Annotated in this window: 18 protein-coding genes and 2 tRNA genes; 6 read left to right on the top strand and 14 right to left on the bottom strand. The window is 57.5% G+C overall.

What is annotated here, in order from left to right:
- Window positions 1-66 precede the first annotated feature (66 nt).
- A complete protein-coding gene (locus JNB85_RS26710; RefSeq protein ID WP_220337444.1) occupies window positions 67-933 on the top strand; it encodes an endonuclease/exonuclease/phosphatase family protein in 867 nt (288 codons plus the stop codon).
- A gap of 36 nt (window positions 934-969) precedes the next feature.
- Here the strand turns inward: JNB85_RS26710 and JNB85_RS26705 are convergent, their stop codons facing one another.
- The 4 genes from JNB85_RS26705 to rplU all read right to left on the bottom strand — a co-directional run bounded on the left by JNB85_RS26705 (window position 970) and on the right by rplU (window position 2957).
- A complete protein-coding gene (locus JNB85_RS26705; protein WP_220337443.1) occupies window positions 970-1557 on the bottom strand; it encodes a GNAT family N-acetyltransferase in 588 nt (195 codons plus the stop codon).
- Window positions 1554-2210, bottom strand: coding sequence for a GNAT family N-acetyltransferase (locus tag JNB85_RS26700; protein ID WP_220337442.1), 657 nt, complete (start codon window positions 2208-2210; stop codon window positions 1554-1556). The genes JNB85_RS26705 and JNB85_RS26700 overlap by 4 nt, the downstream gene beginning before the upstream one ends.
- A gap of 125 nt (window positions 2211-2335) precedes the next feature.
- Window positions 2336-2605 carry a 50S ribosomal protein L27 gene (gene rpmA, locus JNB85_RS26695; protein ID WP_113429721.1) on the bottom strand — a complete coding sequence of 90 codons (270 nt, stop codon included), beginning with the start codon at window positions 2603-2605 and terminating at the stop codon, window positions 2336-2338.
- 34 nt (window positions 2606-2639) lie between these two features.
- Window positions 2640-2957, bottom strand: coding sequence for a 50S ribosomal protein L21 (rplU, locus tag JNB85_RS26690; RefSeq protein WP_007824851.1), 318 nt, complete (start codon window positions 2955-2957; stop codon window positions 2640-2642).
- Window positions 2958-3261: 304 nt separating this feature from the next.
- Here rplU and JNB85_RS26685 point away from each other — a divergent pair.
- Window positions 3262-3351 (top strand) — tRNA-Ser (locus JNB85_RS26685).
- Window positions 3352-3493: 142 nt separating this feature from the next.
- On the opposite strand, the gene JNB85_RS26680 is transcribed toward JNB85_RS26685, so the two are convergent.
- The 4 genes from JNB85_RS26680 to JNB85_RS26665 all read right to left on the bottom strand — a co-directional run bounded on the left by JNB85_RS26680 (window position 3494) and on the right by JNB85_RS26665 (window position 7016).
- Window positions 3494-4090: a PIN domain-containing protein gene (locus JNB85_RS26680; protein ID WP_220337441.1), complete on the bottom strand. Its 597-nt coding sequence runs from the start codon at window positions 4088-4090 to the stop codon at window positions 3494-3496.
- Window positions 4087-4551 (bottom strand): helix-turn-helix domain-containing protein, encoded by a 465-nt coding sequence (locus JNB85_RS26675; RefSeq protein ID WP_220337440.1) that lies wholly within the window; start codon window positions 4549-4551, stop codon window positions 4087-4089. The genes JNB85_RS26680 and JNB85_RS26675 overlap by 4 nt, the downstream gene beginning before the upstream one ends.
- 392 nt (window positions 4552-4943) lie before the next feature.
- Complete coding sequence (locus JNB85_RS26670) at window positions 4944-5708, bottom strand: LEM-3-like GIY-YIG domain-containing protein (protein WP_220337439.1); 765 nt, start codon at window positions 5706-5708, stop codon at window positions 4944-4946.
- A gap of 9 nt (window positions 5709-5717) precedes the next feature.
- On the bottom strand, window positions 5718-7016 hold the full coding sequence (locus JNB85_RS26665; RefSeq protein WP_223216619.1) for a PAN domain-containing protein: 1299 nt from the start codon (window positions 7014-7016) through the stop codon (window positions 5718-5720).
- Between the two features lie 178 nt (window positions 7017-7194).
- On the opposite strand from JNB85_RS26665, the gene JNB85_RS26660 reads away from it, so the two are divergent.
- Complete coding sequence (locus JNB85_RS26660; RefSeq protein WP_220337438.1) at window positions 7195-8187, top strand: site-specific integrase; 993 nt, start codon at window positions 7195-7197, stop codon at window positions 8185-8187.
- A gap of 1007 nt (window positions 8188-9194) precedes the next feature.
- Here the strand turns inward: JNB85_RS26660 and JNB85_RS26655 are convergent.
- Window positions 9195-9914 carry a hypothetical protein gene (locus tag JNB85_RS26655; protein WP_220337437.1) on the bottom strand — a complete coding sequence of 240 codons (720 nt, stop codon included), beginning with the start codon at window positions 9912-9914 and terminating at the stop codon, window positions 9195-9197.
- A 156-nt stretch (window positions 9915-10070) separates the two neighbouring features.
- On the opposite strand from JNB85_RS26655, the gene JNB85_RS26650 reads away from it, so the two are divergent.
- Complete coding sequence (locus JNB85_RS26650; protein ID WP_220337436.1) at window positions 10071-10502, top strand: hypothetical protein; 432 nt, start codon at window positions 10071-10073, stop codon at window positions 10500-10502.
- A gap of 362 nt (window positions 10503-10864) precedes the next feature.
- Here the strand turns inward: JNB85_RS26650 and JNB85_RS26645 are convergent, their stop codons facing one another.
- Window positions 10865-11122 carry a hypothetical protein gene (locus JNB85_RS26645; RefSeq protein WP_220337435.1) on the bottom strand — a complete coding sequence of 86 codons (258 nt, stop codon included), beginning with the start codon at window positions 11120-11122 and terminating at the stop codon, window positions 10865-10867.
- Between the two features lie 203 nt (window positions 11123-11325).
- Here JNB85_RS26645 and JNB85_RS26640 point away from each other — a divergent pair, with 203 nt between their 5' ends.
- Window positions 11326-11892, top strand: a complete 567-nt coding sequence (locus tag JNB85_RS26640; protein WP_220337434.1) for a recombinase family protein — start codon at window positions 11326-11328, stop codon at window positions 11890-11892.
- Window positions 11893-12001: 109 nt separating this feature from the next.
- Here JNB85_RS26640 and JNB85_RS26635 read toward each other — a convergent pair whose 3' ends face one another.
- The 4 genes from JNB85_RS26635 to JNB85_RS26620 form a co-directional block, all read right to left on the bottom strand.
- Complete coding sequence (locus tag JNB85_RS26635; protein WP_338050362.1) at window positions 12002-12790, bottom strand: DUF429 domain-containing protein; 789 nt, start codon at window positions 12788-12790, stop codon at window positions 12002-12004.
- Window positions 12791-13406: 616 nt separating this feature from the next.
- A complete protein-coding gene (locus JNB85_RS26630) occupies window positions 13407-16763 on the bottom strand; it encodes a DUF499 domain-containing protein (RefSeq protein ID WP_220337433.1) in 3357 nt (1118 codons plus the stop codon).
- 11 nt (window positions 16764-16774) lie between these two features.
- The gene (locus JNB85_RS26625; RefSeq protein ID WP_220337432.1) at window positions 16775-19609 is read right to left on the bottom strand and encodes a DUF1156 domain-containing protein; all 2835 of its coding nucleotides are present in this window, start codon (window positions 19607-19609) and stop codon (window positions 16775-16777) included.
- 73 nt (window positions 19610-19682) lie between these two features.
- Window positions 19683-23189 (bottom strand): helicase-related protein, encoded by a 3507-nt coding sequence (locus tag JNB85_RS26620; protein ID WP_220337431.1) that lies wholly within the window; start codon window positions 23187-23189, stop codon window positions 19683-19685.
- Between the two features lie 202 nt (window positions 23190-23391).
- Between JNB85_RS26620 and JNB85_RS26615 the strand changes: the two genes are divergently transcribed.
- A tRNA-Ser gene (locus tag JNB85_RS26615) sits at window positions 23392-23481 on the top strand.
- Window positions 23482-23617 lie beyond the last annotated feature (136 nt).

Genomic DNA, 23617 nt, shown 5'->3' with positions numbered 1-23617 from the left:
GTGCGTTTGGGCGACCCCTCTTGGCCCACTCGATATAGGCGGTTCAGGCGGAGGTCAAAGAATATCGTGATTTTTGCGAGCTATAACATACAGTACGGCTTCGGTCTCGATGGCAGATACGATCCGGAACGCATCGCCGAAAGTCTTGAAGGCGCTGATGTCATCGCCCTGCAGGAGGTGACGAGAGGTTTCGCCCGCAACGATTATGCCGACATGCCCGCCATCATCGCGGCCTTGTTTCCCGACCATTTCTGGGTTTATGGGCCGGCCTGCGACATCCATGTCGAGGCGCCGGAGGGTCAAAATCCCCTGCCGCGCGGCACGCGTTTCCAGTTCGGCAATATGGTCCTGTCGCGCTGGCCTATCTTGTCGGTGAGAACGTTGCTTCTGCCGCGCAGCCGTACGGTCGACAAACTCAATTTGCAGCGCGGCGCGACGGAAGCCGTCATTGCCACACCTGAGGGTGCTCTCCGCGTCTATTCCGTTCATCTCGACCACGTTTCGATCGACGAGCGCATTGCGCAGCTCCACTATCTCAGCGACCGCATCAATGCGTTCATTCAGGAAGGCGCGTCGCTGACCGGAGCCAGCGAACTCGGGCTTCCTGAGCCGCCGCTGCCGGAGGATTACGTGATCATGGGCGATTTCAATATGGAGCCGGAATCGCCGGAATATCGCACTTTTGCTGGCGCTTTTGACGGGTTTTACGGCCGTACGGCGCGGATCGGCACGCCGATCGACGCTTTTGCGGCGCTTGGCGCCTACAGGCCCGGCAGCTACAGCTGGATGGATCCGGAAGATCACGGCAGACGCATGCATATCGATTACTGTTTCGTCAGTTGCGGCCTCAAGGACCGGTTGAAATCAGCTGTCATTGATACGAATTCTCTGGGTTCCGACCATTTTCCCCTGCGGGTCGAGATCGGCGATTGAAAGGACTCCGCGGTTTAGGCGGCGTCCTTTCTTGTATCAGGCCACCTTCTGCTGCTGCAGCGCGCCGGGCTGCAGCACGGTTTCGATATGGGCGACCATCGTATTGCGGGCGAAAGAGTAGATTTCGCTGCAGCCGGTCATCCGGAAACCGAGCTTTTCCTGCAGCCGGAGCGATGCAGGATTGTCGGCAAAGACGCCCGAATGAACGGGAATGTCAGGCATGCGCTGCGAGAAACGCTCCAGCGCTGCTTCCGCCGCCTCGCTCATGTAGCCGCGCTGCCAGTAGTAGCGGTTCAGCCAGTAACCGAGGTGCCAACGGCCGTGACGGAGTTCGATCGACACATTGCCGATATGAACATCATCGCTGCCGGTGATCGCCAGGCTCCAGTCAGGCATGACGCCCGACGTGACCGGGATCAGCCAATCCAGCGCATCCTGCCGGTCGTAGGGGGCAGGAACGCGGGCCAGCATGCGGGTGACCGCGAAATCGGAAAGTGATTCCGCAATCGCCGGAGCGTCACTCAGCCTGTGCGGGCGAAGCGTCAGCCTTGCCGTCGTGATGACCGGCGCAGGGCCGGGCATCATGGGCTTGCTCTTGGGCCGCTGAAGGGTAACCGGACTCATGAGATTACCCCCCAGCTTCTCAGCGATATCCAGGTCTTGCGGTCGAGCCGGTACCATTCGACCGGCACGTTGCTGCCGAGCGCCAGCGATGCGGCAAGACCGGATCCCTGGAACTGGAAGCCGCATTTCTGGATGACGCGGCGCGAGGCGACGTTCATGACCCGGCAACGCGCGTCGATCTGCTCGACCTGCTGCCGCGTCCTGAACACCATGTCGACGAGTGCATGGCAGGCCTCGGTCATATAACCCTGGTTCCAATAGGGTTCACCCAGCCAATAGCCGATCTCGACGGTCTTTTCGTCGGTATGCGGCTCTACTCCGCAGCAGCCCATGAAGGCGCCGTTTTCGGCCTTGGTGATGGCATAGACGCACTTGCCAATCTCGCCATTTCGCGTACGCCAAACAAAGTCGGCGGCATCATTGGCGGTATAGGGGTGCGGCATACGCGATACCATGGTGGCGACTTTGGCGTTGTTGGCGAGATGGGCAAGGGCGTCAATGTCTTCCTCGTGGGGCGCGCGCATGACGAGCCGTTCCGATAGTAAGACAGGGCAATCGGTCCTTAACCGCTCCGGCCTCAGCCGTTCCGTGGAAGACCGCTGGTCTTCCCGGGTTGACCGTGATTGGTCGACCCTTATCAATTCGCCTTGCATGTTCAGTCCTCCTGTTTGGACAAAGAAAAAGGGGAGATGGCGCCCCATCTCCCCTGTTTTCTGGACTGAACCTGGTACGGTCAGCCGGGTCGATGAGACGCCGGCTGTTTTTGAGCGCTACCGGCTTATTCCGCTGCTTCCGCTTTCGGCATTACAGACACGTAGACGCGACCATTGGCCTTCGTTCGGTAGTCCACATTGCCAGCCGTAAGCGCAAAAATGGTGTGATCCTTGCCGAGGCCGACATTGGCGCCGGGATGCCACTGGGTTCCGCGCTGGCGAACGATGATGTTGCCAGCTACGACGTTCTCGCCGCCGAACTTCTTCACGCCGAGGCGCTTGGATTCGGAATCGCGACCGTTACGCGAGGAACCGCCAGCTTTTTTATGTGCCATTGGAGTTCTCCTTTAAACCTGAAACCCGTTGATCTTACTTGGCGGCCACGATGTCCGTGATACGGACAACCGTGTGATGCTGGCGATGGCCGCGCGAACGCTTCGAATTCTGACGACGACGCTTCTTGAAGGCGATGACCTTCTTGCCGCGGGTCTGGTCGACGACTTCCGCCTTGACGGAGGCGCCGGCTACGAAGGGCGCACCGATCGCTGCGTCGGCGCCTTCGCCGATCACGAGGACTTCGGTGAATTCAATGGAGTCGCCAGCGGAGGCTTCAAGCTTCTCGATGGTCAGCACGTCATTGGCTGCCACACGGTACTGCTTACCGCCGGTCTTGATGACTGCGAACATTATTTTATCCTTTCATGTTCGATCCAGCTCTCCCCGCAAAGCGCAGGTGGCTGTCTTTTTATCAGTCGAAGTTAAGCAGGGATTTCAGGGAACTAGCCCGGAACTCTGGTCTGCCGGTGAAACCCCACGCGAGCGCGAGGCGGGCAAGGCGCGGATTACTCCACTCCTATTGCGAAAGCGGGATACGCGAGTGACAAAAAGGTGTCAAGGCAAAAGGATGGAAAAGCTTGAGATTTCGGCTTGCCAGCCTGTCATTTGCTCGTTATGAGAACGCCCGCGCCGAACAAGCGCCGACCAAGACCGCGGAGAGGTGGCAGAGTGGTCGAATGCACCGCACTCGAAATGCGGCATACCTGCAAGGGTATCGTGGGTTCAAATCCCACCCTCTCCGCCATTAGAACGCTTGGCCATAAGGCTTTCCGCGATCTGCTTGTTTGACTCCGTCGTAGATCTCATTGTCGGGCATGGAGAGGGCCACACTCTCGGCACGACTGTCTCTGTCGCCAGGTGGATCTCACTGCGGAGTGTCTTAAAGGCTAGGCTCCTCCGTTGCCATCGGAAGGCATAAGAACTTTAAACGGCTCAAGAATTTTGGCGATTTGGGGCACTCCGGCCCTCGCGAGGCTTTCCAAATACTCCTCGTAGACCAGGGGCGGACTCCCGTAATGGGTGAAATCATTTCGGACAGCTTCGGCGAAGTCAGCAGGCGAGAGGCTGTATGCTTCAACCAGAAAGTCATCAGGGTGTTTCGTATGTAGCCTGAACTTCGAGACCACCTCCTCCGGGAAGTCTTTTTCATTGAAGGTGACGATCACGTTTGCTCGTGTCAGTATAGCCGCCGCGAGAACGTGACGATCATTTTCATCAGGAAGCTTTAGCCCCGCGATTAATGGCTCGTAGCCCTCAACAAGGCAGTCCGGCACAGCTGCATTCATCAGTTGCCTGGTGCGATCGAGATCACTCTCCTTCAAATCTGGCCGGTTCTTGATGAGGTTGCGAACCCATTCGTCGTGCACTTCATTAGACCAGCGGGCTCTGAAAATTTTTGACTGCGCAACAAAAAGCACGAGGCTTCGCAGCCTCGCGCCGTAAAACACGTTCGCGTCAATGAACGCGGTGAAAGTCGAAATCATTCAAGCCCAAGCCGTTTCGCTTCGTCATTTAGATCTACAAGCGCCTGCTTCTGCTCGCGCCTGCACTCTTTTTCGTAGTCTATCAGATCTGCAAATCTCACCCTTCGATGGCTCCCAACTTTGCGATACTGAAGTTTGTTAGCTTCAAGTTGACGTATCAAGTGAGGGCGAGACACGTTTAAGTAGTCTGCAGCCTGTTGAGTGGTAAGCTCTGCATCGTGTGGAATAAGAGACATTGGCGTTCTATTCGCCATTGCCTCCAGAACTTCATATATGAGTGCTACAGCACGGGCTGGCAGAGGGACAATTATCTTCTTGTCTTCTTTGCCATCTACTGTGATTTTTACGCCTTCATTTGCTTCTGCTACAGCTTTTAATTTGTCGGCAGCTTTTCGTGCAATCACCGCTTCAGCCTCATCAGCAACAAACGGCTCACGCGTCTGGTCCATGAGTGCAAGCATCTCAATCTCCTGTGGTGTTCGCGAAGGTGGTGGATTTCGCGCAAATCATTGATACCACCACCTCGCACTTGTGTCACTCACTAATCGAAATAAACGCAACAAATGAAACAAACGTAAAGCTAGATGGTTCCGAAACGTAATGGCGCTAGATCCGTGAACGACGCGACGCAACTTTAGTTCGTGCGTCAAAGCCGGCAATTATCTCGCATGAACGACCGCAGCCAAAAATACTGCGCCGGCCAATCCTTGGCACCCCTCCAGGGGCATCCTACGCGCGATTGATAACATCTTTTGGAAAACACGTGGCGACGATCAGAAAGCTAAGAGCGCGCCGGTTGCCGTTGACTGGATGATATGGTTCTGGCTCAAAGCATGGTGATCGCGCATGTCTTTCAGCAATTCCAAAACCGGACGGGATTCTGAACGTGCTTGAGCTCGGGGGCGGTTATCCGCTTGCCTCTCGCGCCAACATAGAGATCCCATATCTCTTTCGGTGCCTCCCTCCCGACGAAGCCGAACCTATTTGCCTCAGATCCGTCAGCATAAAGGATGTCAGGGAAGTTGTCGGTAGTTGCGGCCATCCACTTCTCGGCCTCAAACGCTCCTACAACCACACCGCGGACAACAGCGAGGACATACTGAGCATTCTCAGCACGTGCCCTTGAAATCCTCCAGCAATAGCGGACGAAATTGTAGATTGCCCGGCGATCGAACCTATTATCAAGCTTGTTGATGTTGATCAGCACAAGCCGATGCTGTGGGTTCGAAGGAAATGCCGGAAGGCTGTATTTGTCCACGATCTCGACATGGTTCATGGGACCGCGGTCGCTGCTGGCGTGGCCACCCTGAGTGTTAGTGAGGCCGGGATAGGCATCGATCAATGCAGCCTCGACTTCAAAGATCGCTGCGTCAGGTATCTCATGACGATGGATGATATGTAGCACTTCAAGTCCAGCGTTCTTTATCGCCCGAATGCGATCGAGCTTTGATCCAAGTGTCTGGCTATCCTCATCTGCTAGGTCTGCGACGCCGGCGGCATGATCGAATACGCGATTGTTTCGACCTTTACCGACGTAAAACGTCTCGCCGTTCCGCGGATCGATAAGGCGATAGACGTAATTACCAAGCCGCTCACATACTTCTTCAGAAAATCGCACGGCCGCCCCTTAGTTCAAGCTGATGATCTTCGCGGGCGAGAAGTTCTGAAACTTCTTAAAACCGCTGACAATACCCTTGCCTGGCATTGGTGTGCCAATCGACCCTTTCAGCCAGCACTGCTTCTTCGCATAATTATAGGAGAATGCCATGCAGCGATTATCGTCAACGCAGGCGAGGCGACAGTCGAGCGGTGTCTTGGCGGGGCTATGAGGGCGAGGGGAGAGATCGCCGCCTCGAAAGTCAACGTCGTGAAAGAGTGCGCTCTGCGGGTCGATCGTTCCAAGAGCAAATGTCGGTGGGTCGGCGTCGGCACCGCTGAGGAACCGGCCTGAGAAGGCGACACTGTTTCCATCTGCTCGCCCCGCACTGGATTTGAGGAAGCAGTTCGGCCCTTTTGTGATCTTTGGGTTGGCGTTGAAGGTGAACGCCTTGCATTGACCGTTCATCACCAGGCAACTCTGAGCACATTCGGCAGCGTCGCTTGCTCGGATAGAAGAAATGTCGTCGCCGAAGAGATCTAAGCCGGTATAGATGGCGATCCGGTTTGGGCGCTTTGTGAACTCTTCGATCGGTGAGAGTTTCGCTTGTGTCTGCGGCGTGCTTACCGTTGTCTCTATCGAGTGCGGCTGCTCCGGCGTCACTGGCTGCGGAGTTGACTCCGTTGTGCTCGTCGCGTTTGGGGCGGGCAAGGATGTATCGAGCGCTGCTGGCGTGCCAGCGGCAGCCGAGGGGTTTGACCCATCGTCAGTTCGATTGAGCTTATAAAGCTCAATCTCTTCTGGCGTGAAAAGGTGCATGTCATTCGGCGGCGTCTTGAACATGACGCTCAAGACGTCAACAGGAGTGTCGAAGCGGTTCAGCACATCAATGATGTCGGAAATCGTAAGCTGCGCTCCCACAAGATCCGAGGTATCAGAGGAAATCTGATGCACGCCCAGCTTGCCGTCAACTTTCCGCTCGATGCCGGCAAGAAACATATAAGCACATGCGGATAGGCATGCGCTGTCTTTCGGGATGTAGGTCGCGAGCTTGCGCTCATGAATGTCGTCAGCCATCAGCAGACCCATCTGCACGGCGCCGCCTGAGCTGTTCAAGGTAACAAGTTTAGCGCCTGGGGCTGCGTGAAGAGCCCGCCGGAAGTTGAGCGCTGAGCCGACGTCAATATCGCCGTTCATCACTATGACATCTGGCTTGGCGTCATCCACGACAAACGGACCAAAGACTTTCTCAGACGCGGCTGCAGGGCTGACCATTGTTGTTGCACATAGCGCAGCGCTCAACGCGGCAGATCGAAGCAATTTACGCATAAACAAGCTCCCAACCCAAGATTATCAAACTACATAGACCTCAAGCTGACAAGGTTGTTGTAGGCGCGACGCTGTATATTCTGGATTGCGGTTAATGGGCGACGCTCGTGCCGGGATAGTCCTTTGCACCTCTCCAGGGGCATCCTACGCGTGATCTTCAATTTCGATTGGAGATGACATGGCAACGATCCGCAAGCTCCGAGGACGCTGGCAAGCTCAGGTGCGCCGGCGTGGCATGAAGCCCCGCTGCAAATCCTTTGACAGCAAGCTCGAAGCTGAGAAGTGGGCACGCGACCTTGAGGCTCAAGTCGATCGTTTCGGCGCTGCGCCGGATACGAGAATCCTCGAAAGCACGACGCTGGGCGAGCTACTGGAGCGCTACCAACGCGAAGTCTCACCGACCAAGCGAGGCTCGGTGCAGGAGATCCAGCGGATCGACGTTCTGCGACGCCACGAACTCGCCTATCGGACCATGATAGGTTTGAGCCAGCAGGATATCGCGTCGTTCCGCGACGAGCGCCTTAAGGCGGTAGCTCCATCCACTGCGGTTCGCGAACTTGCGATCCTCAGCCACGTCATCGAGGTGTCTATCCGTGACTGGGGCCTGCCGCTCAGCCGAAATGTCGTGAAGCTCGTCCGCCGTCCGGTCATTCGAAACGAGCGGAGCCGGCGACTGTCGGGTGATGAGGAGCAGCGTCTCCTCGACGGATGCGATGCCGGACAGATCCCGTTCCTTAAGACGCTCGTCATTCTCGCGATCGAGACCGGGATGCGTCGAGGGGAGATCCTGGGGCTGACGTGGTCAGATGTCTCTCACAATCGCCGCGTGATCACGTTGGCGATGACAAAGAACGGCTGCGGGCGCGAGGTTCCTTTGTCTCAGCGAGCGTTCCAGGCTCTATGCGAGTGGAAGGAACGAGTAGCTGCAGATCAACCAACTATCTTTCCTATGACAGCCGGTGCACTCGAACAGGCCTGGCGTCGTCTCCTGACGCGATCGAGCATCAAGGCGCTGCGTTTCCATGATCTGCGCCACGAGGGCGTCAGCCGATTATTCGAACGCGGACTGAACATGATCGAGGTGAGCAGCATCTCGGGTCACAAAGAACTTCGGATGTTGAAGCGCTACACCCACCTATCTGCCGACGATCTTGTAACTCGCCTCGGCTAATGCGTCGGTGACCTTGACCAGACCTTTACATATGCTGGTTAGAAGCAAGTTCGATGTAAAGGTCAGGACCCTGAAACGCTGAAAATTGTATATCTTTGGTTGTGTCGAGAGTCGCCGCGAAGCCCGAGATCCCTGCGAAAACGACCGCGACCTTTACACTAAGTTTACATTATCTTTACAGAATCGCTCAAAACTGGCGATTTTGCTTCCAATGTAAAGGTCTTGCAACGCGTTCCGGTTGCGTAGAGCCCCTGGGACGCCTCAACTTGCGTATTAACCAGTGGCGACAGCAAGGAATGAATCACGCTCGGCGTGGTCTGACACCGCGCGGCGTGTCGGAACCCTTAATTGCCAGCATCAAAAACATATCCGTGGGTATTCGGATGTGATCCTTGGGCATTAATCAATGGCAGAGTGCCTGATCCGCTCGCGTCTACCGTCTAAGCTCCGATTGATCCCGCATGGTTCAGACCCCCCTCGCTCGCGCAGCGAAAGGACGATGATCGGTAGCGCGCTGTCCTTCTGTCCACATCGATCCGGTGGCGGGAAGCCTCCCATGCCGGAGGAAGGTATGACGGCTCCATTCATACTAGCCGCACATCGAAGTCCTAGGAAAAGACAAGGCTCTCGATGGGGATGCTTTCCGTGCCGGCGATGATCGTGGACCCAAACCTCCCATGCCTGCAATTTATAGAGGGATAGATAACGAGAGCGCGACGAGGACGAGGAGCGTTGTCCAGAGTCACGAGGTTGAGCCGGGGCTGGTTCCGAGGGAGAAAATGTAAGCACCTCGCTGAAAGTCTCGGAGCCTGCCGGTGAGCACCTGCGTGACAATCCGCCCGGAAGCGAATTCCCGTTCCCGTCCACTCACTGTCTATTATAAGTAATTATATATAAGTAACATATAACAGACAACGAAACCTCCTCTTCCCGAGAAGGTAGTCAATCATCTCCGGCAATCAATGATGCGGATCGCCAGGTGAAAACTCTGGTGGCGTTTAGAGTTTTCACTTTATGGTGGCTCGCAAGCGATTTAGAAGGTTCTTGCAGCTGTTGAGTGACCAAGAGTTTCCACGTTCCGGCGCAATGCTCTCGGCGTTCAGGTGACGCATCAACATAGACGGCGTCAAAGCTTGGTCGGGCGACAGTGAACTTTTGAGTGCATCTACTACTGGACGTAACTGTTCTGCCCGCCGCTGTGCCTTTGTTTTATTCGCAGAAGCGCCCTTCAACGCATTATGGATGTCCGGCGCTTGTCCTTTCCGAGCGGCTCCAGAAGACGACGATACCGCTGAGGAGACCGCGCGTGACCACGCTTCCCGGACTAACAGAACGCGTTCGGTTGGTCCGAATTCCTTCCAATTTTTTCCGCTGAGGCAATCGAGCACGTCGATCTTCAGATTGTCCAGATCTTCTAGCGCCTTCGAGGCGTTCGCGGGCTTGGTCTTTCGTAGTAGCTCCCAGATATGGGCAACCCATAATGTGGTTCCGGAGCTTTGAGCTCGGGCAACTGCGTTTTCGAAGGTGGGATTACGGGTGAACGTTGCGCCGCGATAGGTTGTCACTGCCGGCAATCGATCCGGGGGCTCCAAGCCCATCTTACGGGCATATTGAAGCAAGATCGCTGACTGAGTTCGTAGAGCGCCGATCCGGCTCAGCTCGTTAACGGAGGCTGGCATCTGTGGCACATAGGCGAAAAGAAACGCGACTGGTTTTGGATTGTTCACGGTCGACTCCGAGGCAGCGGCTACCTGGCGTTTAGCGCCTGGGTGCGCTGCAGATCAAGCCGCTTTGGAGGATAAGAGGCCGCTCATGACTTGCGCCATCCCATCGTCCCTGTCGCTATAAGACTGCATGTTCCCTGAACATAAGGAGATAGTTAAATGAACATGCATGCAATTCCGGTTCCTGAGGAGCTGATGGCCGATTTCAGGGCATTCTTTCTGAAGCAGCTTGGCCGCTACCTCGAAAGCGGTGATCTGAATTGGAGCGAGCTTGGACAGCACTATGTATCGCTTCACCAGATTTGCTGGCACTTGTGGGACGATGACAGCCTGCTTCCGGCCCAGTTCCACTACTTGATCAGGCGGGTGTGCGGTCACGAATATCAGACCTGGCTGCGGAAGAGCGGAAGCTACAGCGGTGCGGCGCGTGCCGTCGCAGCGCATATCGATAACTACTTGATCAACGCGAATGGCTATCCGCGCACGCCGAGCGGCTTGTGGATCAATAAGGCCCTCGATGCGGACAAGCCCAGCACTGACTGGTTGTTATTGGAGGAAGAATTAGTCCAGCTGCCCGTCAGGACGGCATAAGTTAGGGATGGCAGGTCTCTACGGGACATAATGTGCCCGTAGAGACATCGTCATCTTCGCATGGTTCTATCGCCAATCGTTCGAGGTTCTCGCAGGGCGCGAGTCGAGGTGTCGTGAAGAAGCTACAGCTCAAACCAACAGAAAGTCATCTGGTGAGCGCCTGTGTAAGAAGCCGCCCGGAAGCGAATTCCCTTCCCGTCCATTCATTGTCTATTATTGGTAATTAATACTTATAATAAGAAACATATAATATACAGGAATCCTCCTCTTCCCGGGCGGGAAGTCCATCATCTCCGAAATTAATAATAAAGTTTACGGAGTGAAAACTCTTCCAGTGTTTAGAGTTTTCAGCCGGCTCACAGCTATCCCAGCCAAGGGCGTTCCGGATCTTTCGGATTAGCAACGAAGCCGTTTTTGGCGGCAGCGCGTCGAGATGTAGCGCGATCCACGTTGGGTTTCTCCACCGGCGATATGGCAGCTATGACCACTAACGCGATAAAGCTGAAGAGGAATCCCATGGCGAACCATCCCAGCGGATCGCGGTTCTTGTTTGCTGCAATAATCGCGCACCCCCCACCGAAGACGACGCCAGATGCTAAAATGATCACTGAAATATCCATGCACCCTCGCTGATCGAGCCTAGACGTGACCCGCGGAGAGCGAAAGGGAACCTTTGTCCGATAGAGGTCAGCTGTAAGTGCTGATCCGGTCGCATCCTATGGTTTCAAGGGCTTCCGGAGGAGCTCCATTTAATGACCGACAGAGCGAAAAGGTTCCTTTATGTCAATCGCTTAGCAGCCACTAGAGCGTGAGGATTTGGGAGATGAAGCTGGTCGGTTACGCCCGTGTTTCAACGGTCGAGCAGAACCTCGACATGCAGATTGCTGCGTTGAAGGCGGCAGGTTGCTCAGAGATCTTCACCGATCATGGACTGTCCGGTGCCGACTTCCAGCGTCCTGGCCTTCTCAAGGCTCTCAGGCAAATCAAGCGGGGTGACATGCTCGTCGTTTGGCGACTCGACCGGCTTGGACGATCACTTGTCGATCTAATTCAGACGGTGAACGGGCTATCCAAGCGGGGCTGTGATTTCAGATCGCTGACCGAGAGCATCGATACGTCATCATCGGGCGGACGACTGGTATTCCACATGATGGCCGCGATGGCAGAATTCGAAAGAGCAATCATCAGCGAGCGCACCAAGGCAGGGATGGAAGCCGCCAGAGCGCGAGGATCTCGTATAGGACGGCGTCCCTCATTGACCGATTTTCAGACTGAAGCGGCAAAGCGCGCAGTCGAGATTGACATGGAACCGGTCGTAGATGTCGCAGCAAGATATGAGGTTCATCCGAAAACGCTGGCTCGTGTTCTGCGCAGCGTCCGGATCGATTAGCATGTCTTATCGACAGGAAGACTCACCTGCGCGTTTGGCATGTCGAGAGCTGCGAAGCAACATTTGCGGCCGCCGAGCCAGCCAGCGAGCATTCTCGAGTCAAACACAGCTAAGCCAGGGCCGAAAGGTTCTTCTCGAGAGCGCCCCGAGCCCATGATGCCCATAGTTCTGACGGTGGCAACCAAAACCAACCGCCTATCTCGTCACCGACGATCTCGGATTTGCCGGTCGCCGCGCAAGCCGCGGTAAGAAGGCAGATCCAGGCTGCTCGTTTCTCGTGGTCGGTCTCGGCTAGCATTGCATTGAGGAGTGCCCCATTGCACCAATCGAGAAGCCCGAAAATATCGCTGAGAACGCCACTGTCGACGGCGTGATCATATAGCCAGTCGAACTTCTTTCGCTTAGCAGCAGCCGGCATAGTAAAGCGTGCCTCGGGCAGGAGGACGCCGAGGAATGCGTTGGGGAAGGCTTCGATAACTGAGGTGCCAGGCCAAATTGTCTTCCGGACTGCGTCATTTGGCATGACAAGATGTAAGATCTGCTCGGCGGTTTGCGAAGCTGCTCGACGCAGATCCTTGCCGTATCCATGGTTGCTCAGGCCTGGCTTGCATCGTGTCTGGAACGCCCCGCGTATGAAAAGGTATTCGCACAAGCGCGCTAGGCTGTCATCTGCCCCGGATGGAACCAGGGGGCCGTCTATGGCAACAACCGAGAATTTCGTCGCTGGCGGGATGTATCGACTGCGGCGCTCCCAGTCCGAGTGCGTTCTGGCGGAGCCAAACTCGCCGTTATTGCTCCACGCTATGCCTGTAGTCGGTCGTGACTTTGAGAAACCCACGTCGATGCCGAGCAGTGCAACTTGATTGAGATCAACGGTCGGCTGCTCTATCCGCCCCACCTTCTCCTCCGATGCTCCACTAAATTTCGGTGCTCTCAAACTCGGATTGCTGCCAGGTCCCACTTCAGAAGGGACATATTGAACCAACTACTCATGTCGTGAATCTACGGGTGTTCTACCAGCAGAGGGCCTTCGGGGATGAACCCTGATACGAAGGATCTGCGTGATCGAAATCCACGGAACCTGCCAATCGCGATTGCTTCCTGCTTAGAGAGCTCTCGCAGTGCCGACACCTCCCAGAACACCGCCCAGTGTCCCTGGTTATCACCTTCATATCTGAACGTGGAATCGGGCCGATATCGCCGCCCGTCTGGATGACGACCCCCTTGAGCCTCTACGTGGCCGATGTATTGCGCCACCCATCTCACCTTCGGTAACCCGAACTTGCTGCTCGCCGAAGCATACAGGTAAACATCCACCGGATGATCATTACGAACCTCATCCAGTTCTCTGAACAATTGGAAGGCCCGTGAGCCGAATGCGACTTTGCCGGCTCTCTCTTGCGTTGCGAGCCCGCTTACTAGGTGCTCTTCTGGCACCGGTGCGAGAAGAGCGACGGCCTGCCCGATCATTTCAAACTCCGCACGGTTGTTGCACGCTCAAGCTGGTGCAGTAGCTATTCATCAAATCCTGTCGATTCCGGCTTGAACTTTAGCTGCTTGGCGTTGTCTCGCACGACACTCACGTCGCCCTCATCGAAGCCTTCATCAGCCGTAGCCTCGATCTCGAGTGTCAACTTCACCTTTGCGCCCTGCGTGCGCTGCAGCTCCATAACAACGGCGTTAAGGATGGCGTCGAACGATTTGACGGGACGGACCATGTCGATCTCGACGGAGCCGTAGAAGCGTGTCGGCTTGCTAGGCTGGGTCGGTTCCGAAACGACAGGATCGAAGCCACGAACGGGTGCTGCAGGCTGGCCAGGCGCCGGCCCAGTTGATGTTCCTGATGTTGGTCGCGAGATGGCGGCCGCTTCTTCGTCAATCTGACGCCGGGCTTCCGCCTCGCGCACGATGAGCCCGGTCGACAGGTCAAGACTCATTGGCTCTCTCGCCCAGCTCAGCTTATGATACTTGCCCGTTGCCTCGTCGAAGCTCTCGGCATATCCGAACTGGGGATCGAGCTTCGCCAGAGAGTCGCGGATCGCAGCCTCGAGGACGACCCGGTCACGCAGCTTTGGCATGTAGACATAGGATGCGAACCAGTTTGCGATCTCGGCGACCGGCAGATGCGGTCGATCCTCGGGCCATATCGGTTTCAGCGCGAGCCAGAGCCGCTCAGTGCCCAGTTTTTCCAGCGCGATCCCATCGGCCTTGGCCTTGTCGTAGACCATTGCTGGGATAGCAGATCGATCACGCGACGAGATCTGGTTGTGCTCAAGTTCGAAGGGCTTCCCCGGTGTTTCACTCTTGATTGGGTGAAGAATGTGGCTCCAGGCGGCCCTTATGGCCTTCTGAGCCGAGTCCCTGTTCGTTTTTGCTTTGTCATTGGCATCCGAAGCCTGGGCCTGCGTCATCTGCTGTTGCAGCCGGTGGTCAGAAGCGATAGACGCCCAGGCCATGGCCTTGCGCATCACTTCGCGCGCAGTGCCGAGCTGCGCCACATCGGGCGCCACGAACACCAGCGTGTTCCTGAAGCGCCTCTGCGACGACCGGCAACGCGTAAGGGCATCATCGACCGCCTCCGTCGCAGCAGACTTATCAGCGCCGCGACCGGCGTGAGGATGGGCCGGGCCGAGGATAACGAGTGACAGCGCCGACACTTCGTCACACATAGTCGGCTCGTCAGGCGCTGCGAAGACACGATGGAAATTGCCCTTAGTGTTTCCGTCTTCGCGCAGCACATCAGAGATGGCCGCATCAACCTCGTAGTCCGGTAGCGCCCTGGCGCGATCGTCGGCGAGGCGGTTGAGAGTCGGCTGCGTCGAGAACCAATATCGACCGGCCTCTTCGTAGAGGTAGGTGGCGCGCTCTGTGAGCTCGCGCAGTGCCTCACCGAAGATCGCAAGCTGGTCTCCAGGCTCTGCACAGGCAAGCCGTAAGCCCTGACCGGTAACGCCCGCGTTGGGTTGACCAACCAATGGCGCCGAGCAGACGAACACAGCGCGGGCGGCGCGTGTCGCAGCGCGTGCCTGCGAGATCCGGCGGGATGGGTTGGCCTCCATCAGGTTAGGCAGCGAACCGTCGCCATCCACTTCCCTGTCGACGACGGCCCCGAAAGCGGGATCGAGCGGATAAAGGACGCTCGCACGCACGCGTTCATTGCTAACCGGGATGCGGGCAGGCAGAATCATAGGATCGCGCGACTGCCCATGCCAGAGCACGCCGACAACGTTCGCCATGAAACGCAGAACGCCACGCGTCCGTTGGAATTTCTCGAGGCTCGCCCAGTCCTTCGAAAGACGATCGAAAAGCTCGGGGTGGATCGGATAGGAGAGCCGCAGAAGCTCGAGATAGCGTGCCTCCCTAGCCGGCGGTGGGAACTCGGCCGCGTTGGATTTGTAGAGATTATGGAATGCCTTGACGGTCTCGTCGCGCGCCTTCTCTCCGTCGACGTCGAGCGGTTGGAACAGGCGGCGCCGGATAATCTCGTAGGTCTCGTCGCCCGAGGCCGGGAGCCATGCTGACTGCACACGTCCGAAAATCTTCTCGAGCCGCAACAGCGCTCTCACGCCACGCTCGCCACCCGCCTCAGCATTGCTCTCGGGTAGCGAGCCGACGATCAATATGCCTGGCACCATCTTGGCCGCTTCGGTCAACGACTGGATGAAGGACAGCAGCGCTTCGAAGCGATCCTCATCGAGCTGGCGCGCAAACATGGTCAGCTCGTCGAGCAGGATCACGCTCGGCCCCGCGAGCCTGAACACCTCGACCATCAAGTTGGAGCCTGGGCTCGTCCGAGCAGCCTCAGCCTCGGCAACCAGCTTCAGGCCTTCGTTGCCAGCAATGCGCCAGGCTATGTAACCCCAGAGGGTGTGCAGGCGTGGACCGTCCTTGATGTTGAGCGAGACGTCGACCCCCTTCGAAGAACCGACGAAGATCGAGATCTTCGGCTTTGGGAGGGATGCGACGCCGGCGCGCTCGAGGATCTCGGCAAGGCCCGGGAGTGCGCGAGGATCGCCGCCCTCCTGCAGATGCTTCACGAGATGGAAGAGAGCGAGCATGGTGTGCGTCTTGCCGCCGCCAAACGCGGTCTGCAGGCCGATCACCGGGTCACCACCTGAGCCACCCAGGCGCTGCACCGCAGTCGCCAGCACGCGCCTCAAGCCCTCGGTAAGGAAGGTGATGCCGTAAAAGGCGGAAGGCGTCGCATAGCCCTCGCCGGCGAGGCCGGCGTCGACGGCAAAAAGGTCGGCGGCGAACTCGGCTTCCTTAAAGCGGTTGGCGATGACATCGGGGTGCGGCAGTGCCACCTCGATCCAGGGCTTGAGAGCAGTGGCGGAAGGCTCTGGAGCCGTCAGGCCGAGTTGCGGTTGTGCCGCTGTCTCCACCACCTTGTTGACGACTGGGGTTGCCGGATCGACCTGACCTGACTCGATGCCGGTGGCGCGTTGCGCCGCATAGGCAGACTTCACTTTATCCAGCGTCGAAGCGGGCGCCTTGAGGATTTCGGCGAGCTGCAGCATCGCGAAGAGGTAGTTCAGCGCCTCGGCGTCACTGAGCGGCAGGTTGAGGTGTGAGGTTGCATTGCGTGCGTCGAAAGCGACGGAAACATGGTTGCGCGCCTTGTGCAGGATCTTGCGGTCAAAGCAGGCGTAAAAGACGTCGTTCCAGTTGTCGATGATTGTCTTCAACAACCCATAGACATCGAGAGGATCGTTTGGAGCGGATCCAGAGGCCCGGCTGGCATAGTGCAGCCAGCGCGGTCCGTGCTTTTTCTTCATGTTGGCTTCGACGAAGCCCTCGAGCACCGGTTTCAGGACGAAATCCAGTGTGTCGCGGACCCGCTTCGTGCCTTCGATGTCTTCTCCCGCCATGGTCAAATTCCTCAGAGATCGAACGCGGCCTGCGCCGGCTTTGTGGTGGACGAAGCTACCCGCGTGCCGGCGTCCTCGAGATGGGCCCATTCCTGTGCGAGTTGATTGTAGGTAAGTTCCTCCTGCGACCAGCCTTTATGGGTGGCGATCGCAAAGAGGCGATATGCAAGCTTTCGGGCCTGATCTCCCGCCGGTCCCATCTCGGCAACGAGTTGAGCCGCAGCTTCGGCACCGCCGTCCTCGGCGTTGAGAACCCGCGCAGTGTGTTGCACACATTCCCAGATCGTGAGTGTCCTGTCCTTCATGGGGGTCCAGTTCTTCGGCAGCTTTTCGCGCGGCGTCAGCGCTGTCTTCCCTCTAAGGTTCTCGAAGACTTCGGAGTCGAAAAGTGCGTCAGCGCTGATATTCTTGGCGTTCGCAAGGGTGATGAGTTCGCCGGACGCTCGTGCATCGAAGCCGTAAGCCGCATACCATGCGAGCGCTACTTGCGTCTCCGCGTCAAAAGCTGTGTCGAGTTCTTGATCAATCTCGCCCCAGACGCGATTAATGATGGTAAGAGCGGTCTTGACCGACATGCCGCCGTCGTCATCCTCCAGCACTTTCGCATAACGCGAGAAGACTCCCATTCCGGGGCCAATAATACATTGCTGCACATCGACTGGCCCCACGCCCGCTTTTCTAATCGCATCAATTGCGCCTGGCATCTCGCGTTTCAATGCTCGAATAAACTCAGCGCGAGTGACGATTGGGGCGTCGGACGGTCGCTTTCTGCAAACTAGGACGATTGAAGAGGCTAGTGCCGCTTTGCCGATGCTTCGGTTACGCGTTGGCCGCTCAGTCTTGAGGGGCCAAGAAGCATCGATTTGCCATCCTGGGACGACTATGGCCTCCAAAAAGGACTCCCAGCCGCTACCCTGGCCTACCTGGCCTTTCTCTTTATAGGAATAGTAAATTGAGATGGGGTCGGTAGATGTTGATCGGTGCATGCGCTCGAATACTGTTGTCATGCCTTCAAGAAAGAAGTCTCGTGCCGGTTTCGGACCGCCATGGCGCGCGGATGTCGCCACTAATTCATCGTCTTTGGGAGTCGCCAATCGTCGGCTTAGCTCTGGAAAAACCGCTGACAGCGGTTTTCTTTCCCAGACATAGAAGGCGTCCGATAAGTCCGCGTAGCCGATGTTGTCGAAGTATGGTGGATCCGAGCTGAAGACAACATTCGAAGGAGGATCTATATCCTGAGCTCGCAGATTTCGAATTGCGCCCTGGGCTACATTCAACGGAAGCGCGTCAATTACTCTCACGACCCAGTCGAGACAGGTTTTGTTCCAGCCGCCTCCACCGAGCGCGAAGGGATTTCCCTCTGCAGAATCCCAGACAATTGGAATAGTCATCTCTGAAAACGTATGGATTATGAACTCTCCGCCAGGCTCCCACATCGTATTTATGGTCCAGTAATCAACAGATCGGCCAAGAGCACAAATTAAGAACGCTGCTACGGATCTTGCGTAGTCGTCTGCATCTTCTCCCATTTGGGAAGCATCAGATCTTACGAGATTTTGGGCTTCCTCTATCAATCCAGCAAATGTGGTTAAAGATGCAATTTGCCTCTCGCGGAAAAACTCTCCCCAAGTGCGAACCCCATAGGCTTGCAAACGAAAACCTAGCGCTCCGCTAAACATCAATTGATCGGGAGTAAAACTTAACAGATCCGAAGAAACCTTTGGGACTGGAGCGCTTTCGATTGGAAGATATTGTTTGCCCTTTGACGCCTCCGCAACTATCGCCATTGGCCTCCAAGAGCCATTTCCCGCAGCGGTCTGCATTCGAATATAGTCGTCGTTAAGTGCGCTTCCCGACAGAATGCACCCGAATTCACCCCTTCCGGTCTTCGTTCCTAATTTCGCTCTTTCTTCTTCGGCGCCTGACATTTCACCAGACTTGACCTCAAAACGCCACCCATCAGGCGCACTTTCATCTAGAACTACTTCTACCCATGACTTGGAATTCGCCTTAGTCGAAAGCATGAAAGAAGAAACGAGTGGGACCATTGCACCCTTTGCTGCCGGATCTGGAGAACGAACCGTGCGCGCCCAAAGCCAAGCGTTCACCGATACCTCGGAACCATCTGGCCGCACGGCGTTCGGGTAAAGATGACCAATGCGCCTCTGAGCTTCATCGCGCATCCACTGGCCATAGTAGCGCACATCATCGGCGAGGCCGTGTGCGCCTTTGCCGTTCCAGCGACCGCGCTCAAGTTCTTTCCGTGCCTTAGGGTTTACTGGTGGCCGACCAGCAAATTTCGGCGCGATCTCCACTAGCGCCTTGCCGATCAACACTGCAACCGGGTTGATGTCGGAGCCATGTGCTCGCAGGCCGAGCCGCTGTGCTTCGAGCGGGATTGATCCGCCTCCCGAGAAAGGATCGTAGACCGGCGGCGCCTTCGCTTGCAGGTATGCAAGGATTGCCTTGCCATCGCCCTTGGCTGGCGGCTCCTCTCCGAGTCCCCACGCAACGGATCGCGCTATCTCCCAGCGCGCGTCGTTAAGGATTTCCTCGTTGTTTGAGGCCTCCCAAGGCACCATGCGCTCGATCACGCGGTGCAGGCGCCGCCGCTCGATGTCCTGCGCCTCTTCAGTCGGAAAGCGTTCCGGCCAGGACGAGGGATCATCGACCAACTGCGAGAACAACACAGCGCGGCAGGCTGCCAACGGTCGACGCGCCCACCACAGATGGAGCGTCGAGGGATGCCCATGGCGGATCGACTTCTCTCGAGCGGATGCCGCGTTGATTGCTTCGAGCGGGATCGATACCTCGATGAGTTTCTTACGTGGAGCCGAAGCTGTCATATCCTACCTACAATTCGGGCACGTCGCGCTGCCCAATCCAATGTTTTTCGCCGCTTATCGGGGAATCGTCTCGTCAAGACGGTGTCGTTCCCATCGATAGCAGATCGGCGACGTTGAACACCACCGCCGTCTCGCCAAAGCCCAGTTCCCTGTGGAAGAATCTGCGGACATAGACAGGCTCGCGCGCAAAGCCTTCTTCGATCTGCACGATCGCCAAGATGAAGGCCTCTGCAGCGTTCAAGGACGACAACAGCTCGTTCTTGGTGAGGATGATGTCGCGACCCTCGGCGTGCCGGCCCTTGACCTCGATGAAACGCAGGTGGCCCGTCTTGCCGTCGCGGCTCTCGATGTCCCAGCCCTTCTTCTCGGCTGCGACATCGCGAGGCATATGGCCGAGCGCAAGTTCCGCCGCCATCACCGCGTCCATGGCTGTCTTCTCGGATATTGCGCGCAAGACGGGATCCTCGGCAAAACCGCCCACCACCGGCGTAGCCGTCGCCGGCAGTTTAGCATCCAGCAGGCCGCGCGGTATCACCAGCGCGGCGCCCTTCAACACCGGCGGCAGTGCGGAGATCTGTCGTTCGTGGTCGAGCTCCGTCTGACGCTTGTGCAACCGCTCGACCAGGCGCGCGGCCGTCGCCTCGGCGTTCTGGGCGTTGATGCGCTGCTCCTTGCCGGCGCGCTCCTCCTCGCGAAGCCTGGCAGCACGCGCATCCCAGTAATTGATTTCACGGGTGAGGCGCGCCCGCACCTCACGTTCAACCTTGTCTATCTCGGCGATCCTGCGCTTCCTGACTTCCTCGAGATGCTGCGGCACGAGCGAGGCGATTGCATAGCCCAGCGCTTGCTTCTCGACATTGCCTGCCAACCAGGCCGCTTCCGGCTCGGCGGCTATTCTTGAACGCTCATCCTCGGTGATCGGGCGGTAGTCGAGATAGGGTGCCGGTCCGCCATCCATCGCTGAACCGTCTTCTTTGAGGAACAGGAACTGGAGACGCTGCGAGATGACGCGCGGCTCACCGGAGCGGCTGGCGCGAGCATCCCGGACGGCGTGCTCGAGGTAGACTAGCAGACGTGGATTCCCGCTGTCGTCGGCGTCGTCGACCAGCACTGCGCCCTGGCCGAGTAGCGGCTGAAACCGCTCGAGCACCAGATCGACGAGCGCTTCGAGCAGAGGATGGCCCGGCGCGACGAGTTCCGCCTGCGGCTGGCCGACGATCAGCGCCTTCTCGAAAGTGATGCGCGCGTAGCGATCGAGCACCGGGTCAGATCGACCGATCAGCCTGTCTCGCTCCTTGAGGATCGAGGGCACACGCAGAATCTCAAATCGGCCCTTTTCCCGCTCGGCGATCCGACCACCAAGCATCACAAAGGCCTCGCGGAAGAAGGCGCCGATGAAATGTGGCTGCAGGCGGCGAGCGGCCGCCCGCTCCATCTGCTCGCGGATCTCGGCGACGGAGCTCGGATTCATGCCCTCCGACGTGAGCTTGCGCTCGGCGACGAGGGTTTCGATCGCGTCGACGTCGACGGCGCCGTCGACTTTCTGGAAGAGCTCAGCCTTCTTTTCCGGACGGTCGCCATAGCGGATGGCCTCGACGAGCAGATCGCGCAGCGCCTGGCCTTCGAAGAGTTCCCCCAGCACATCATAGACCTTTCCACCAAGCGCCGTGCGCGCCTCTTCGAGCTTCTCGAGCAGCCGGCGATAGACCTCGCCCTCCCGCGTATTGGCCGCGCAGAGGTTCCAGAGATGGCAGACCTCGGTCTGGCCGATGCGGTGGATGCGGCCGAAGCGCTGCTCCAAGCGGTTGGGATTCCACGGCAAGTCGTAGTTGACCATCAGATGGGCGCCGCGCTGCAGGTTCACACCTTCGCCGGCGGCGTCATTGGCGATCATGACCCGGACCTGCGGATCGGAATTGAAGGCAGCGATCGCCGCGCGACGGGCCTCACGAGCGATGCCACCGTGGATCACGACCACTGCCGAGGGATCTCCGACCAGAGCTCCGATCTTCTGTTGCAGATATTCGAGTGTGTCCTTCGGCTCGGTGAAAATCAGCACCTTGCGTCGCAACCCGGTCGCTTTGTCGAGCATGAGAGGCTCGTCAAGGATTGATTGCAGCTCCCGCCACTTGGCATCCTGGCCGGATAGCTTAAGCCTGAGCGCACGCTCCTCGAGATCCTGGAGGATGACGATCTCGGCTTCCAGCTCAGCGAGGGTAGAGGCTGCCGTCGCCTGGTCCACGATCTGTTCCTCTGCCGCCTCCGCCTCCGCACCCGGCACTTCCTCGAACTCGTCGGGGTCGAAGCGCGGCAGATCCGGTGCGCTCGCCAACTGTGACGCCCCGCTCTGGCGCATCAACTTCTCCTCGCGAAGCCGCTCCTCAAGCCGCTTGCGGCGTCTTTCGAGCGATCGATGGATTGCCGCAGGCGAGGAGGCAAGCCTTCGCTGCAGGATCTGGAGCGCGAAGCCGACGCTTGACCGGCGCTTGTCGTCGCCGGTCCTGTCGGCCCGGTTCATCTCCTCGCGGACGTAAGTGGTGACGGCCTGGTATAGGTCGGCCTCGACCGGCGACAACGCGTAGCACGCAGTATAGGCCCGACGCTCCGGGAACAACGGCGTTCCGTCGAAACGGTAAAGTTCTTCCTTGGTGAGACGCCGCATCATGTCCGAGACGTCGGCCTTGTGGACACCCTCACGGAAGCGACCTTCGAACCGGTCGGCGTCGAGCAGGCCCATGAAAAGCTGGAAGTCGGCTTCCTTGCCGTTATGCGGTGTTGCTGACATCAACAGGAAGTTCCGAGTCCGTGTGCCGAGCAATTTTCCCAGCTTATGACGCTGGGTCTCCTTGACCTCGCCGCCGAAGTAGGACGCAGCCATGCGATGAGCTTCGTCGCATATGATGAGATCCCAATCCGGCGCCGCACCAAGCTTGGCCTTGAGCTCGTCGGAGCGTGCGGCCATATCCAGCCGGACAATCAATCGGTTCTTGTCGAGGAACGGGTTGCCGGTAACGGACGCCTCGATCTGGTCACGCGTTAGCAGGTCAAAATGAAGGCCGAACTTCTCGGCCATCTCCTCCTGCCACTGCTCGACCAGGCTACCAGGCGCTACAATAAGGCAACGCTCGAGATCACCGCGGATGAGGAGTTCCTTGATTAACAATCCGGCCATAACGGTCTTGCCAGCGCCTGGATCATCGGCGAGCAGGAAGCGAAGCGGCTGGCGAGGAAGCATCTCACCGTAGACCGCGGTGATCTGATGTGGCAGCGCTTCGATCTGGGAAGCGCTTACTGCGAGATAGGGATCAAATAGATGTGCAAGGCGAATCCGATAGGCCTCAGACGCGAGGCGGAGAAGTGCGCCATCCGCGTCGAATGCGTAAGCGCGGCCGCCGCTGACGATTTCGAAGTTTGCTTCCTCGCCTCGGTAGACGAGCCTCTCCGCAACTTTACCATCGACACGGAAAACGATGTTCATGGCATCAGAGCCGAAGCGTGACACTGAGACGATCTCGGCTATGCCACCAGCACCTAACCCGCGAAGCCGTGAACCAGGTTTAATGTCTTCAAAAATGCTCATTGTTGCGCGGTTATAAGTTCACGGACCAAGATGGACGGCACCATACTGTCCGGCCATTCAAAATGGTAGTCTTGCAAACTATTGAACTCAAACCTTTAGCGGCACGCCTCGGCCACAATGCTGCTGCCGAAACTCCAATTCCCAGCCTGTCATTTGCTCGTTATGAGAACGCCCGCGCCGAACAAGCGCCGACCAAGACTGCGGAGAGGTGGCAGAGTGGTCGAATGCACCGCACTCGAAATGCGGCATACCTGCAAGGGTATCGTGGGTTCAAATCCCACCCTCTCCGCCATAATTTTCGTTGTCCAGCCCGGAGACATAGGTAACAAAACGTACCTAACACATGGGTGACAACCTCGTGCCGAACGGGTTGTCGATGGTTTGCAAAGTCCTCTGCTCCAGGTCGATATATCCCAGATCATAATGCA

Source organism: Rhizobium mesosinicum (genome assembly GCF_019511345.1).
Lineage (GTDB): Bacteria > Pseudomonadota > Alphaproteobacteria > Rhizobiales > Rhizobiaceae > Rhizobium > Rhizobium mesosinicum.
The sequence above is the reverse complement of the archived record's forward strand: the minus strand, read 5'-3'. Positions and strand labels throughout refer to the sequence as shown.

What these genes read in the sequence shown, in the direction of transcription:
- JNB85_RS26705 (WP_220337443.1), bottom strand. Translation starts at nt 1,557, where the DNA reads ATGAGTCCGGTTACCCTTCAGCGGCCCAAGAGCAAGCCCATGATGCCC.
- JNB85_RS26700 (WP_220337442.1), bottom strand. Translation starts at nt 2,210, where the DNA reads ATGCAAGGCGAATTGATAAGGGTCGACCAATCACGGTCAACCCGGGAA.
- rpmA (WP_113429721.1), bottom strand. Translation starts at nt 2,605, where the DNA reads ATGGCACATAAAAAAGCTGGCGGTTCCTCGCGTAACGGTCGCGATTCC.
- rplU (WP_007824851.1), bottom strand. Translation starts at nt 2,957, where the DNA reads ATGTTCGCAGTCATCAAGACCGGCGGTAAGCAGTACCGTGTGGCAGCC.
- JNB85_RS26680 (WP_220337441.1), bottom strand. Translation starts at nt 4,090, where the DNA reads ATGATTTCGACTTTCACCGCGTTCATTGACGCGAACGTGTTTTACGGC.
- JNB85_RS26675 (WP_220337440.1), bottom strand. Translation starts at nt 4,551, where the DNA reads ATGCTTGCACTCATGGACCAGACGCGTGAGCCGTTTGTTGCTGATGAG.
- JNB85_RS26665 (WP_223216619.1), bottom strand. Translation starts at nt 7,016, where the DNA reads ATGCGTAAATTGCTTCGATCTGCCGCGTTGAGCGCTGCGCTATGTGCA.
- JNB85_RS26660 (WP_220337438.1), top strand. Translation starts at nt 7,195, where the DNA reads ATGGCAACGATCCGCAAGCTCCGAGGACGCTGGCAAGCTCAGGTGCGC.
- JNB85_RS26650 (WP_220337436.1), top strand. Translation starts at nt 10,071, where the DNA reads ATGAACATGCATGCAATTCCGGTTCCTGAGGAGCTGATGGCCGATTTC.
- JNB85_RS26645 (WP_220337435.1), bottom strand. Translation starts at nt 11,122, where the DNA reads ATGGATATTTCAGTGATCATTTTAGCATCTGGCGTCGTCTTCGGTGGG.
- JNB85_RS26640 (WP_220337434.1), top strand. Translation starts at nt 11,326, where the DNA reads ATGAAGCTGGTCGGTTACGCCCGTGTTTCAACGGTCGAGCAGAACCTC.
- JNB85_RS26630 (WP_220337433.1), bottom strand. Translation starts at nt 16,763, where the DNA reads ATGGCGGGAGAAGACATCGAAGGCACGAAGCGGGTCCGCGACACACTG.
- JNB85_RS26625 (WP_220337432.1), bottom strand. Translation starts at nt 19,609, where the DNA reads ATGACAGCTTCGGCTCCACGTAAGAAACTCATCGAGGTATCGATCCCG.
- JNB85_RS26620 (WP_220337431.1), bottom strand. Translation starts at nt 23,189, where the DNA reads ATGAGCATTTTTGAAGACATTAAACCTGGTTCACGGCTTCGCGGGTTA.